Here is a 14,918-nt window from a genome sequence, read left to right on the forward strand (position 1 = left end):
CTTCAACTTTTTGACACTCGCCTCCAAATCATATGACGTTTTCATAATCCTTTTTCAAATACATAATACATTGTACTTTTTACATCGTACAACTCTAAAATCTCAATTCTCATATCTAACATCTAATCTGTACTTTTTACATCCTAAATCCCACCTCGTAAATCTAAAATCTAACATCTAATCTGTACATTTTACTTTTTACATAATACATTTTACAACTCAACATCGATACACGAACCACGAACAAACCATACGGAACGCATATACAATGGATACAGAATGGATATAGCGCAGATACACAACCGATACAGAAAAGTGTCATTTTCGATATACACCGATACAGGAATTTAACACTTTTTAACACATAATTTCTCTAATATTCTGTCATTTAGAGAAATTTATTTCTATCACTTTTCAATTCTAGTAGAATCGAATAACCATCTGCGTATTTCTATTTTAAGAAACACATATTTATAGAGAGTGTATTTTACTTGATTTGTAGAGGAATAAAACCAAGTGTATTTATTATATGATGTTCAGTGCTAATTGTTATTGAAGAAACGACCAAAAACAAAAAGGCGTGAAAATCATCTTAATTGCTTTGAGGTACTGGCATACCATATGGAACAATAGAAAATGACTCACGCCTAGGTCGTGAGCAAATCTACTTATTTTTCTCGTTCCATATTTAGAAAAGTGCCAGTTTTCAAAGCGAGATTTAAGTAATATTTACCTTATATTTTATATATAACTGTATTTCAATAACAAATATATAATAAAAAATTAATCAATACAAATTTGTATCGAATAAATATTAATATAATTCCAAAATTTACAGCATGACTGTATTTTCCTTAGAAGAATTAGAAATAATAAATATTCATATAGGCTTAAATATTAGAATTGAGAGATTAAAAAAAGGGTTATCTCAGTTTGATTTAGGAGATTTAATCCGTTCTAATAATACTGCCATTGGAAGAATTGAAAGGGCTGAACATTATAGCTCTTGGTCTAATATTTTATTAATATGCCAAGTACTTGATATCAAATTTGAATCTATTTTTATATTAAGAACTAAGGTACAGCTTTATGAATTAATAGATATATGCTATTCTTTAGATAGTAAACTAACTGCTGAAAAAGAAAAGTATTATAAAAACCTTAAAAATAAGATCAATCAATATTTTAATTAATCCACCAAAAAAAATATTCTAGTCTTTATTATTCTAATTGCACAAATTGGTTTGCATTATTAATACCATTTTATACAACAATGGTTATAAATTAGATTAATTTATATATTTGTTATTTATACGAAACTAAAGCTATAGTAGTTCCGTGAAAAACAATGTTGAATGAAATATTATTACCAAACTGCATGAAATCCAATTTTCAACTAGAATTTGAAAAACATCTTAATAAATTTGCTACATCTCCTTACTTTTTTATCGGTTCTGGATTATCATCTAGATATATAAATACTGAAGGTTGGGAACCACTACTAAAGAATGTTTGTAATGAACTAAATTTAGAAAGGAGCTTTTATTACTATGATTCAAAATCAAAAAAAGACTTAACCAAAGTAGCTAAGTTAATGGCAGAAGATTTATTTGAAAAATGGTGGCAAGACCCTCAATTTTTAGATAGTAGAAATAAATTTTCAAAAGAATCTCTTGATACTGAAAGTCCATTAAAATTTGAAATATGTAAGTATTTTGAGAAAAACACCTACACTATAAATCATGAATACCAACAAGAGTATAATTTATTTCGCAAAGTAAATGTCGAAGGAATTATTACAACAAATTGGGATACTTTATTAGAAAGAACCTTTCCTGATTTTAATAGTTTTATTGGTCAAAACAAACTAATCTTCAATAATTCAGTTGACGTTGGAGAAATTTATAAAATTCACGGTTGTGTTTCTAATCCCAACAGTTTAGTATTAACTGAAAATGATTATGAAATATTTCATGAAAGAAATCCTTATTTAGCTGCAAAGCTTTTAACTATATTCATGGAACATCCAATTATATTTCTTGGTTATAACATTGGTGATACAAACATTCATGTAATTTTAAATTCAATAATTAATATTTTAGATAAAACAAATATTGATAAATTGAAAGATAGATTAATATTTTGTGAAAGAGATAATAATGTTGACAATTGTGAAATCAGTGATGGTAATTTACTTGTTAGCGGTTTAAACTTGCCTATAAAAAAAATTAAGTATAAAGCTCTTGATGAAGTATTTGAAGTTTTAGCTAATAAAAATAGGAGATTACCTATAAAAATTTTACGCCATATGAAACATATGGTATATGATTTTGTAAAAACTTCAAAAAAGAAAAGTAATGTATATTTAGCTGATGAAACTAATATCGATAAATTGGATTTAGACAAAGTACAATTTGTTTATGGATTTGGAATTAAAGAAAATTTATCTCTAGTTGGCGTTAAAGGAATATCACCAACTGATTTATTATTAGATATAATTAATAAAGATTTAAAAGCTGAACCAATAAGTGTTTCAAAAAATGCGTTACCAATAATTCAAGCAAAATATATACCATATTTTAAGTTTTTACGAAACGCAAATCTTTTAGACAAGAATGGTAACATTCCCAACAATGATAATACAAAAGAATTACAGCCAGAGTTTATTCAAAGAATAAACAATATAAAATTATGTGATTTTCATCCAACTGGTTCTTATTTAAATAAGACAGATGAAATTAATTCTAAGTATAAAAGTGTTGAAGAATTAGTTGCTGGAGAATCTCATAGACACGCTACATTATATATATCACTTTTAGAAGAAACAAAATTAAAGCCTGAAGAAATATTTACATTTTTGCAATCTTCTAAATTAAAAGAAGGTAACTTAAGTACAGACTATAGAAAGCTGATTTGCTTATATGATTATTTAAAATATAAATTACAAAAATAATACACACAATAACTAAGCATTCGTCTTGCCCAGAGGGCATGAGAAGTATTACAAGGTTATTAAATACAAAAAACAATAAATATAAAACCTCGCTAAGTGTTTTTAAGCGAGGTTGTTTGTTTTTACGTGAAACCGTAATTTATTGTTAAGAGCTTATTGTATATTTGAGTTTAATTTACGAAATTTAGGTAGTTTTTTATGAAACTATATCTTCTTGGAAAAAACAATGTTACATCATAATAGTATGAGAGACTACGATCTTGAAATTGAAAATACAATAAAATTTAGAATTATGAATAATTCTGAAATTTATGACTTCAGAGACACACCATTTGAAGAACTCATTTCGCAATATTATGAGTTTTGCAAAGAGGATTTGGATACTCAAAGTAGACATGTGAATATTTCACCTAATGTATTTATTTTTAATAATTACTTAACATCAAATGCAGTAGCAAAACGTTTAGATAATGCTTATTCTATAACAATTAATTTAGGTCTTTTAAAAAGATGTAATGATAATTTTCTTCAGAATGAAAAACTAGATGAATATCTAGATTTTCATTATGGAGATATATTGGGAAGTCTTGATAATAAAATTTCAAGATTAGGCTATCAGATCGCTACAAGTTTTACATATTATCACGAATTAGCCCATTTATTTCAATTTGAAAAGAAAAATGAAAATCTTGAATTATTTGAGAATAGCTCAACTTCTTCACAATATAGCTTAATTAAACATTATCTTGAAATAAATGCTGATTCTTTCGCAACAATAGTCTTGACTAGTCATATTTCACAATACTTAGAAAAAAGTTATGGAGATATTTTAAACCAAGAAATTATCGAAAACATATTTAAAATTTTAGGAGCGTGTTTATTAAATCATATTGTTAACTTCTACGATGATATTTCTTCAATATATTTACGAGAACATTCTCATCCTCATCCTTATTTGAGAATATTAAATTCCATTATAAATTTATCACATTATCTAAATCAAAGTGAAATCTTTTATGAAAAAAATATTATTATAGATAGTAATAAATTAACAAATGACATTATTGAATTTTATGAAGAACTTGAAAGTAAAAATATTTTTGAAAGTAATTTTAGAATTGCAATGACTAATGCATCCGATCAATTACAGGAAATAATTGAATATTTAGGACAATTGGTTGAATATAATTTGAGTGATTATAATAATGCATTAGAAGTATGGAACAGACAGTTTACATAATGACTAAGCTCACACTTGTCGATTAGGTAAGAGATTTAATACAACGTAACCTAAATAATAAATAGTAGAAAGAATTATATACATTTCGGTAAATTAAATGTTCTTAATTATTATGTAAGCTAAATAAAATGAAAAATGACTAAATCTAGAATTATACAAGAACAACATACTGCAGGGCCTCAAGCAATAGGATTTGATTATCAATTCTATTACTTTATGTTTTTAGCACTTGATCTTAAGTTTGGTCAAAAAATTGGCTTTGAAGTTAAAGATGATATTCATATTGATAAAGATGATGGTAAAACAACTTTATATCAGGCGAAACATACAATTATAAAAAACTCTAAAGGAAATCCTCAGAATTTAACTGATTTAGATATTGATTTATGGAAAACACTTTCCAATTGGGTTGACTTTATTAAAGCTGATAATACTTCGGGATTTATTAATAAACAAAATTTCATTTTAGTAACAAACAAGAGTGAAAATAACAATGATTTTATAGATTCCCTGAAAATATTCAAAGAAGATAATGATTTTGATAAAGTAAAATCTAAAATAAATGAATTATCTAATAAAACTTTAGATAAAACACTCAAAAAATATATTAAAAATGTTTCAAAACTAAACAAGACAAAACTCTCACAATTTTTACATAAACTAACTATTGAGACAGGTGAGGATGAAATTATTGATAAGATTAAGAAAAGAATATATGAAAAATATTATCAAGAAAACTTAGTTGAACCTATATTTAATAATCTTTCATCTGAACTAAATTTATCAAAATACTTAGATATAAAAGCTGGTCAAAAATTTGAAATATCTGGCGATGAATTTGGAAAACGATTTGGAAAATGTTTTAAAATAGTAACAGAACTTAAACCACTTCCGAAAAGAAATCTACCTATTTTATTACCTGATGATTTAGAAAGTCAAATTTTTATAAAGCAATTAATTGATATTGGTGAAATACAAAGTGGTTCAAATTATATTAGAGAATATACAACACATATGCTCAAGTTTTTGAATGAATTTTCATATTGGTCAGATGAAAACTTTGTACTTCCGACAGATATAGAAGAATTTAAAAGAAATAGTATTCAAATTTGGATAAATGAATTTAGATCTAAATATAGGCAGATTGAACGTCAAATTAATAATGGTTCATCTATTGAAAATTTAGAAGAAGATATTAAAAATTTAGGGATAGAAATCGTTGATTATATAAGAAAGCAAGATTTGTCAATACAAGGTTTCTCAGCATTAGGGATAGAATTTAGTAATGGGTATTATTACACTTTATCTGATAATTTAGAATTAGGATGGCATTTTGATTGGAATAATAAATATAAAAAGGAATGAAAGAAGTTTACTATGTCTATAACAATGAAGCAATTGCAAGTTGTATTTTCTTGTCGATATTCAATAGGGTTGAAGGTTTAGATATTGCACGTTGTTGTTTAGTATTACCATTTCTATTAGATGATCGAACAATTAATTATTTATCAAAAAATAAAAATTGCAAATTAGAGAATATGATTAGAGAGCAGTCGAGATTATTTATATCATTTAATAAAAGATACTTATCACTTTTACCAGTAACAATTAATTCTTTAACAATTTTAAATGCTAGTAATCAAATTAGTATAGAAAATGAAGTTACAACAAATACTATAATAGATTTTGATGATATAACTGTAGGAGACAGATTTACTAGAATACAAGAGGTTATTCCAACATTTTTATCAATGATAGAAATATATTCTACCATTCAACTTTACAGAATGTTAAAAATACAATTATGAGATTTATACTTCATGAAATAAAACTTTGGTTTAAGGATGAGAATTCTGAACCTAAAAATTATGAATTTTTACCTAACAAGGTAAATGTTATAACTGGAGATTCTACAACAGGTAAAACAAGTTTTTGGAATATTATTGATTATTGTCTTTTATCTGGAAAAGTAACCATTCCAACTGAAATTATCGATAAGGTTATGTGGTTTGGTATTCGTTTTACTATAAATGATAAGGAAATCACGATAGTTCGAAAAACACCAAGTAACGGCTCTGTTTCTGCAGATGTTTTTTTTTCCTTAGGTTCTTTTCCTGATAAGCCTATAAATAATAAAAAAATAGCAGAAATAAAAGCAATCTTAGATGAAGAATTTGGTATTAACGATAATTTAAGATTTCCGTTTGGAAAAGGTTTAGGAAAAACAACTTTTAATATTTCTTACAGACATTTTCTACTTTTCAATTCATTAACGCAAACTATTATAGATGCACCAGAAACTTATTTTGACACTACGTTTTATGGAAAAGAAGAATATGATAAAGCTTTGAGTCATATTTTTGATATGGTTATTGGCGTCAATGATATGAAAGACGTTAAAGCAACTGAACGTTTACAAGAAATTGAAAATGGTTTAAAAGCGATTCAAAATCAAGAAAGAGGAAATCAAAATAAAATTAAAAATTATGAAAAGCAAATATTTAACTTAATTGATAAATGCAAAACTTATAATTTTATTGAATATTCTGATTCTTTCGATAATGTAGATGATGCAATATTGATTATTAAAGAAATAATTGGAAATACAAAGAAGATTGCTGAAAACTCAAATTTGTTTTTAGAAATAAATAACTTGAAGAAAGATAAGAATGAATTAAAAGCCCAAGTTAATGCTATAAATCAATATCAAAAAGAATATGATTTATATAAGAAGAACTTAAATAAATCTGTTGATAGTCTACAACCTATTGAATTTCTAAATCAAAAATTATCAGACCAATTAGTTGATTCATATGAAACAAGGTTATTTGTTGAATCTTTAGAAACATCTTTAAAAAATATTAAAGCAAATCTTTCAAAAAAAATTGAAGAACCTTTAAAAGTTAGTGGAAACGTAAAGCAATTACAATTACAAATTCTGGAAATTGATAAACGAATAAATCAACTGAACGATATTAATAAAAATTATGAATCAGAAGGGCAAAAATTGATTGATATTGGGAAAATTGAAATTCTATTTGAGCAAATTTTTAACAATAAAAAAATCAAACCTATTGATACTGTCAAACTAAATAGTCTGAATGAAGAGAAAGAAAGATTATTAAAAGTCCGAGAGGATACCTCACAAATAAAATTCTCGATGAAAACGCTACTAAATAAGAGTATTCAACGAAACTTTAACCAATTAAGTTCTTTAGCTAAATACAATAATAGTCGAGTAGAGTTTAATAGTGAAAATTGGACTTTAGAATTGATTCCTAATGGAGAGTTGTTTCCATTGAGTAATATTGGAAGTGCATCAAATTACATGTTTATGCATCTATGTCTTTATTTAGGTTTACACGAGCATGTTTTAAATATAGAACAAGATCACGTACCAGAATTCTTATTTATTGACCAACCAAGTACACCATATTACGAGGGAAAAAATGATGATAAAGCAAAATTACTTGATGCTTTTCAATTATTGAATTCTTTTCTTGATTACATTAATGTTGAAAAGAAGAGACATTTTCAAATTTTTATGGTAGAACATGCATCAAAGGAATATTGGTTAGACAACAACTTATCATACTTTCATACAGTAGATGAGTTTATAAATGGCAAAGGATTAATACCAAATGATATTTACAATAACTAATTATGCAAAAAATAACAGTAGGGCAAATCAATAAATTTATAGTTCATTCAATTGGCAATAAGAATAATGGAGACGGTGTACGTTTTTCTGAAATTCCTACTAATTTCGATAGAATAGAAAAACATATAACACAATTAGTTAACAATAGCTTTAAGTTTGATGAATTTTATAATTTTTTCTTTCAAAATAATTTAAACCTTAATCCTGTTCAACAATTCGTAAGCGCTATATTCGATAATAATAATTCATTTATTGAACAATCACAAAATATTGGGCGATATTTATACGATAAGAGTAATCATCCTCAAATAAAAAGTGGGGAGTTGTGTATGATTTATTTTATTGATTGTTTAATTGATGATGAATTAATAGATTGTATTGGGATTTTTAAATCAGAAAACAAAGACACTATTCTTAAAATTAATAATAAAGAAAAAGGGTTTGAGTTAACAGATGAAAAAGGAATAAATACAAATAAATTAGATAAAGGGTGTTTAATTTTTAATATAAGTAAAGAAGATGGATTTTTAGTATCTATTGTTGATAATACTAATAAAAGTTCAGAAGCTCAATATTGGAAAGAAAATTTTTTAGGGGTACAACCTATTAAGAATGAATATCATCAAACTAATCAGTTTTTAGGTATTGCTAAACAGTTTGTTACGAAACAATTAGATGAAGATTTTGAAGTAAGTAAAACTGATAAAATAGATTTTTTAAATCGCTCTGTGGATTATTTTAAAAAGAATGAAACATTTGACAAACAAGAATTTGAGGAACAAGTTTTTGGAGATAGCAATGTAATAGAATCATTCAGAAAATTCGACCAAACTTACAGACAAGAAAATGAAGTAGAACTTGAGGATAATTTTGAAATATCTACACAAGCGGTAAAAAAACAAGCTAGAGTGTTTAAAAAAGTATTAAAACTCGATAAGAATTTCCATATTTATATTCATGGAAATAGAGAGTTGATTGAACAAGGAATTGACGAAAACGGACGAAAATATTACAAAATTTTTTACGAAGAAGAATCTTAAATAAGCATTAATTTTAAGATATCATTTCATTTAAAACAACCACTAAAAAAGCTCTTATCCAAGAGCTTTTTTGTTAAAGAAATGTTTTGGGTAAAAGTACTTTTTACCGAGCTTAAAACAAGGAATTGTCTTGTTTCTCCTCATGCGATACAACGTTTTGTCACTAACGTTAAGTAGCCTTTGCACATCTGCACTGTCGTAGAATCCGTGATCTTTGTCCGTGGGTTGTATATTCGTAATTAATTCTACTAAAAGAAGTTTTAACTCGTTGCTATCCTTCTCTTTTTGTTTAAAAAAGTAAGTGTTTTGCATACGTTTTAATTTACTTAATTTCAGTAAGATACGGGTTTTAATTGATTAAAAAAAATCATAAGAGGAAGTAGGGATAGGGGGATTCTATAATTCTTCTTTTCATTTTTCAATATTCAAATTCATTTTAACAATGAATTTTAAAACCGTCATTGCTGAAGAGTCGAGATTATTGTAAATAAGAATTTTAAAGCCGACATACGATTTGCAGACGAGCTTCAATCCATTGAAGCGAGCGTTAAAAAGATTAGTGAGCGATAGCGAGTCATTTAATATTTTTAGAGAGTAAAATGAAGATTGAACGTCGAAAATCGCAGTCTTGACGTTTTTGGTTCGTTTTTGCGTCAAGGTAAAAATGAACGTAATAAAATAATGAACTACTAATTATCTTCATATTATCATAAATTATATTCAGAATAACATCTCGCTGTCATTCTGAGCTTGTCTCAGAATCGCATCCAATATGCCATTTCGAGATATCGAGAAATCTTTTGTCACTTTTTTTAGTCAAAAAAACTAACGAAAAAAGACTTGGCTGTAAACCTCTCGACTAAAAATGTTCTCATTTCACTAAAGATTTTAAAAACCCTACGGGCTAAAACCTTTTTTACGTTGCATTCAACCATTTTCTTAACGTGTGAGTTTTAATGCCGTTTTCTTAATTCTTTTTCAATATTCAAATTCACTTTTAACAATGAATAAATAAAGTAATTAGTGAGTAATTGTTATTTATCGTCTAAGTCTTCGATACAACGTTTTACAAACGTCACTCTGACTGACGATAAAAAGAAGCTGAAATGAAATCAGTTTGACAAATTACATCTCACATCTATTATCTCAAATCTCACATCTCCTACTAATACTGATAAGAGCTTTTAATTTATAATGTGATGCGTTCTAAAAATCGTCTTCAATAATTTCCTGCACACGTCCAATTTGTCCATCCGTCAAACGCACTTTTATACCATGATGATGATAAGGCGAAGAAGTCAATAAATCTTTCACGATACCCTCAGTCAATTCGCCAGTTCGTTGATCCTTTTTCAATACAATATTAACCAGCATACCAGGTTTTATATTTGCTCTTGTTTTACCATCCATATTACAAATATCTTAAAATAAATGGAAAAGATATTCATTCTGTTGTAAAGGAAATTAAAAAATACATTCATCTGGAAGGTAATAATGAAATTGTAGTTGTATTTGATCCTCTTTTTCAATAAAAATTAAAATTTAGATTTTTTGAAAGCGTTTTTTTGCTTTTACGTGAAACCATAATTTATTGTGAGATAGTTTTTTGATATTTGATAAAATAGTATAAAACTAAAAATAATGACAAGAATAATTTTACAAAATGACAATATAAATCTTGATACCAGCAAAAAGTCAACAATTACCGCAGGTTTTATTAGTGATAGAGATATTTTAAGAAAGCGATCAAAAAAATACATGGATTTGATAGCTGGACTTGATGCAAAAACCCTGACAGAAACAAAAGGAATGGAGGAGTTAATGAATTGTATACAAGAAGAGTTTGGTACAGCCGAATTAGCGAGTTTGCCCCTGGGTATAGTTTCTAAATGTTTTCTTGGACATCCTTATGAAGTACATACACTTGATTTGATTGGTAATCAAATTATTAAACATTACAAAAGTAATGAAATAATGGAGGGTGATTTTGAAAAAGCTAGAACAGTAGCTATGCATAATGCTTATGCAATGGTTGAGGTTTATACTGACAAAATGATCTTAATTCGCGAAGACGGAACAGCATCTAAATTATAAATTTAATAAACACGTATAAATATGTCACAACAGGTAATATCATATGCAGACCTATCTATTATTAATAGTGCTTTACGGTCAATTAGTAGTGATCTTTCAGGCGTACATTCCGAATTAGGAACACTTAATTTTAAACAAGATCAATTAGAAAGTGAATTAGTGAAACTTGCTGAGGCTTTTGCAGATTTTGTTGCAGCAGATATTAAACATAAAGCTTTGCAACTTGCTGAAACACGACAAGGTAACTTGAAACAAGATTTACAGATTAAATTTGGTTATTATGCAGATGTACGAAGAATGGCAACTGGAATTTTACAAGGTGTGGATACAGGTGTTGTGAGTGATGATACATTAAAATTTACAACCGAAGAGGTGATGATAAAAGCACCAGGTTACTGGTTAGCACCCGCTTTAGTAGCGTTAGCAGCTTGGGTAAGAAGTGATAGAGGTACAAATGAAAAAGCATTGAATGAGGCATTAAAAAGAGATGATTATAAAACAACACTTTTCTTTATGCTAATTATGAGGAGGCTTGCAAGAAATGAAGCGAGTATGAAATGGTTAGAACGCTATTTTATGCATCAAAATCCACATCATTTGGACAGAGAATTTATCGTTATTCTTGAGGCTGTAACAACCGGTGTATTTCCTCCTGCTGCAAGACAATTAATGATAACAAATGTAAAAAATTGGTTAGATCAGCTTACGCAAGGAGATACGTATATTAACGAGCAAAAATCACAATGGGTAGCATTCTTCGAAGCTAAAGGTTCTTTACCAGAAGGTAAATATCCTTTATTAGAGAAGTTTTCAACCAATTGGGATCTTTTAGAAAATTCTTTGAAAGAAGCTAAAACACATGATATTTTAAATACTCATTTTAATGACATCGTATCTTCTTCAGCAGATTTTTCAAAAAGTGTTAAAGTTCAATTAGATGAGATTCTTTCTTTATTGGTAACAAACTTTGATGATGAAGAATTGCCATTGCAAGAAGAAGTTAGATTGAATCAACTTATCATTCAAATGCATGGAGATAAAACAGCTGCGCAAGCAATGATGAATGCTGAAAAACATATTTTCGATGAAAAGGTTGACTTTTTACAACTTCTAACAAACGCATCGTTTAATCCTGAATTGGCTGGGGCAACAAAAGTTACTCAAGCACTAGCTGTTTCGATAAGTCAACCTTGGATAATTGAAGCTCACGATACATTTACTGCACAAAGTAGAAGTAAAATTCCACAACTAGTTGAACTTAATATAGACGATTTCAAAACAACTACTAAAGATGGTAGTAATGAAAATGAACTTATAGAAGAGCAAGAAATCTTTTATAAGAATATGTTAGATGCTAAACTTCGTGAACTTTCATTTCCTTTTGCTGGTGTATTGATTGGAGCATTTATTTGTATACTAGGTTTTTGGGCTTTTAGTTTGCATCCTATAGCGGGTATAGTTGGACTTGGTATTGGAGCAGTTTTGATATGGAATGCTCTAAATAGTCATAAGAAAAAGAAAAAAAGAATAATAGAGAATATCGAAGAACGTAAGCAAAAAGCAAAAGAAGTTTTAAGAGGATGTATAGCTGAAACAGTTGATTACAGAAAAGAACATACAATGGAAGATAGAAATGCAGAAAAAGTAAGAGAGCTTTTACAATCAATTATTCCCGAAGATTTCTCGAGCATATCAAAAGAAACGGCAAGAAATATTATTTAACATTTTAAACTTAGATTGATGAATAAAATTATTTTAGGTGACAATACCAATGAAAACCCAATAACTAATCAAGAGAATAATATCGAACAAAAGAAAGAAAGCAGTGTGACTAATCCGAAACCAAATTTGTTTCAGGGAAGAACAGAAGCTGAAAAAGGAAATTCTAAATTTCCTGATTGGGATATAGTTCCGCCAAACCAATTTATAAATCCACGAATCAAACCGCAATAATGGTAGGGCTAACAACATATTCGGACTGGGTTAAACTATTGGATGAATTCGGGAATGGAAATGATACGGTTTTCGAAGACTTGAGTAATGGAAGTTTTACCGTAGATGCTGGAACAGTTTCACGTTTTTATTCAAGAGTAGAAGAAGCTTATAAAAAACGTAAACAATCTTGGCTTGATCAATTTCACCGTTCATTTCAATTTCAAAATTTTAAAACTATGAATGACTTTGAAATTGCTTTGAGAAATGGAAAGCAAAATTTATACCCATTAAATAAATTCGTAGGATTAAAAGGTTTTCCTGAAAATTTACAAAAAACACTAAAGAAAGATCTTGAAGACTTTGTAAATGAAATTAAACAATCTTTAAAAGATAATGTTTCAAAAAATTCTAATGGTAAAGAACAAATGTTAATTATGTTGAATGCATTTTATTTGAGTGAATTACCAGAAGAAATTAAATCTGAAAACAAAAAGAGTAAAGAGATAACAAATACATTAATACCACCAACAGGTAGAAAGATACTATTTTAATATGGCAAATAAAACAGAGTTCAAAACTTCGCTTTTACGAATGTTTCGAGCAAGAATACCTTTTATCTCAATTAGAAGTATAGAAAGAGCACGGGTTTTAGAAGTTATTCAACAATTAGCAGAAGAAATTAATATACCAATTTATGTCCATAGTTTATCTCATGGTACAATGGATATAAAATCAAAGAAGAGTGTAAATGAAGATCGTTCTGTAGCAGGAGGTTTAGATTATGCCGTACAAAATATTTCGCAAAGACAGAATTTAACTTTTGTATTTACAGAAGTTAGTGATGTAGAAGATGATAATTTAGTTTCGAGACATATCTACGATTGTATTGTACAGGCAATAGAAAGAGGAGGAAGTATTTGCTTGATTACGACTAAGAGTATTTGGCCTCAGTTGCAACGTTTGGGAATGACTATAACGCTTGATCCGCCTAATGAAGAAGAAATGCTAGAAGTGGTTAAAGAATGTGTTATTCCTTACAAAGGATCTATACCGCTAGAATGGGAAGAAACAGAATATAGAATGGCTGCATCTATTTTAGCTAATATGACAAAGATTGAAGCAGAAAATGTATTGGCAACTCAAATGGCAAAAGGATCTTTGACAAAAGATGATATCAAAGAGTTGAGTAATGCAAAGGATAAGTTATTTAGTGATATATCTGGATTAGAAAAAGTGAAGCTTGATCCTTCTACTTTATCAGTAGCTGGTCTTAGTGGACTCCAAAGCTGGCTTGATAATCAAAAGCAATTATTAACAGCTGATTTAAAAGCTAGAAAGATGAGACCTCCGCGTGGTGTATTATTAGTTGGTGTACCTGGTTGTGGAAAATCATTATCAGCAAAATTTATTGCTGCAAATTGGAATTTACCTTTATATCGACTTGATCTTGCAGCAATACAAGGACAATATTTAGGACAATCTGAAAATAGATTAAAAGAAGCATTGGCTTCTGCAGATAATGCGGCACCTTGTATTTTATGGATTGATGAGATAGAAAAGGGGCTTTCTGGTGCTACTGGCGCTAATGATGGAGGAACTTCAACTCGAATGGTTGGACAATTCTTATTTTGGCTTCAGGAAAGTATGGCAAAAGTATTTGTAGTTTCAACGGCAAATGACGTTTCTAAATTACCTCCCGAACTTTTACGTAGAGGACGTTTTGATGAATTATTTTTTGTTGATCTACCAGGAGAAGCTGAACGAATGGATATTATTAATTTATACATAAAACGTAATCTTTTAAATCAACCATCTGCTGAGACTCTCAATCAACTTGTTGAAATTTCAGAAGGATTTGCAGGATCAGATATTGAGGGTGCAGTAAGAGATGTAGCAATACAGGCTGTTATCCATGGGGATGAGATAGTAGATGATACACTTTTTGAAAAATGTTTTAAAAATATAGTTCCATTGAGTAAAACAGCTCCTGAAAAA

At 28.2% G+C, this 14,918-nt stretch carries 14 protein-coding genes; 12 read left to right on the forward strand and 2 right to left on the reverse strand.

The features are described 5' to 3' along the window. Positions 1-839: 839 nt before the first annotated feature. The 7 genes from B2217_RS04985 (at position 840) to B2217_RS05015 (ending at position 8,894) form a co-directional block, all read left to right on the forward strand. The gene (locus B2217_RS04985; protein WP_291122159.1) at positions 840-1,193 is read left to right on the forward strand and encodes a helix-turn-helix transcriptional regulator; all 354 of its coding nucleotides are present in this window, start codon (positions 840-842) and stop codon (positions 1,191-1,193) included. 185 nt (positions 1,194-1,378) lie between these two features. Beyond that, a complete protein-coding gene (locus B2217_RS04990; protein WP_291122160.1) occupies positions 1,379-2,953 on the forward strand; it encodes an SIR2 family protein in 1,575 nt (524 codons plus the stop codon). Between the two features lie 292 nt (positions 2,954-3,245). After that, a complete protein-coding gene (locus B2217_RS04995) occupies positions 3,246-4,193 on the forward strand; it encodes a hypothetical protein (RefSeq protein WP_291122161.1) in 948 nt (315 codons plus the stop codon). Between the two features lie 135 nt (positions 4,194-4,328). Next, positions 4,329-5,558 carry an ABC-three component system protein gene (locus B2217_RS05000; RefSeq protein WP_291122162.1) on the forward strand — a complete coding sequence of 410 codons (1,230 nt, stop codon included), beginning with the start codon at positions 4,329-4,331 and terminating at the stop codon, positions 5,556-5,558. Then, positions 5,555-6,001: a three component ABC system middle component gene (locus tag B2217_RS05005; RefSeq protein WP_291122163.1), complete on the forward strand. Its 447-nt coding sequence runs from the start codon at positions 5,555-5,557 to the stop codon at positions 5,999-6,001. Before B2217_RS05000 ends, B2217_RS05005 begins: the two co-directional genes overlap by 4 nt. Further along, positions 5,998-7,854, forward strand: coding sequence for a DUF3732 domain-containing protein (locus tag B2217_RS05010; RefSeq protein ID WP_291122164.1), 1,857 nt, complete (start codon positions 5,998-6,000; stop codon positions 7,852-7,854). Before B2217_RS05005 ends, B2217_RS05010 begins: the two co-directional genes overlap by 4 nt. 2 nt (positions 7,855-7,856) lie before the next feature. Then, positions 7,857-8,894: a nucleoid-associated protein gene (locus B2217_RS05015; protein ID WP_291122165.1), complete on the forward strand. Its 1,038-nt coding sequence runs from the start codon at positions 7,857-7,859 to the stop codon at positions 8,892-8,894. Between the two features lie 54 nt (positions 8,895-8,948). Here B2217_RS05015 and B2217_RS05020 read toward each other — a convergent pair whose 3' ends face one another. Further along, positions 8,949-9,206 (reverse strand): helix-turn-helix domain-containing protein, encoded by a 258-nt coding sequence (locus tag B2217_RS05020; protein WP_291122166.1) that lies wholly within the window; start codon positions 9,204-9,206, stop codon positions 8,949-8,951. 894 nt (positions 9,207-10,100) lie between these two features. Next, positions 10,101-10,304, reverse strand: coding sequence for a YwbE family protein (locus tag B2217_RS05025; RefSeq protein WP_180904911.1), 204 nt, complete (start codon positions 10,302-10,304; stop codon positions 10,101-10,103). 231 nt (positions 10,305-10,535) lie between these two features. Between B2217_RS05025 and B2217_RS05030 the strand changes: the two genes are divergently transcribed. The 5 genes from B2217_RS05030 to B2217_RS05050 form a co-directional block, all read left to right on the forward strand. Continuing rightward, positions 10,536-10,988 (forward strand): hypothetical protein, encoded by a 453-nt coding sequence (locus B2217_RS05030; protein ID WP_180904910.1) that lies wholly within the window; start codon positions 10,536-10,538, stop codon positions 10,986-10,988. A gap of 21 nt (positions 10,989-11,009) precedes the next feature. Continuing rightward, positions 11,010-12,710: a hypothetical protein gene (locus B2217_RS05035; protein WP_180904909.1), complete on the forward strand. Its 1,701-nt coding sequence runs from the start codon at positions 11,010-11,012 to the stop codon at positions 12,708-12,710. An 18-nt stretch (positions 12,711-12,728) separates the two neighbouring features. Next, positions 12,729-12,941 carry a hypothetical protein gene (locus B2217_RS05040; protein WP_180904908.1) on the forward strand — a complete coding sequence of 71 codons (213 nt, stop codon included), beginning with the start codon at positions 12,729-12,731 and terminating at the stop codon, positions 12,939-12,941. Next, complete coding sequence (locus B2217_RS05045; RefSeq protein ID WP_180904907.1) at positions 12,941-13,474, forward strand: hypothetical protein; 534 nt, start codon at positions 12,941-12,943, stop codon at positions 13,472-13,474. Before B2217_RS05040 ends, B2217_RS05045 begins: the two co-directional genes overlap by 1 nt. Before the next feature lies 1 nt (position 13,475). Next, a partial coding sequence (locus tag B2217_RS05050) for an ATP-binding protein (RefSeq protein ID WP_291122167.1) occupies positions 13,476-14,918 on the forward strand: 1,443 nt, incomplete at its 3' end.

The organism is Empedobacter sp. UBA7620 (assembly GCF_002484185.1).
Taxonomy (GTDB): domain Bacteria; phylum Bacteroidota; class Bacteroidia; order Flavobacteriales; family Weeksellaceae; genus Empedobacter; species Empedobacter falsenii_C.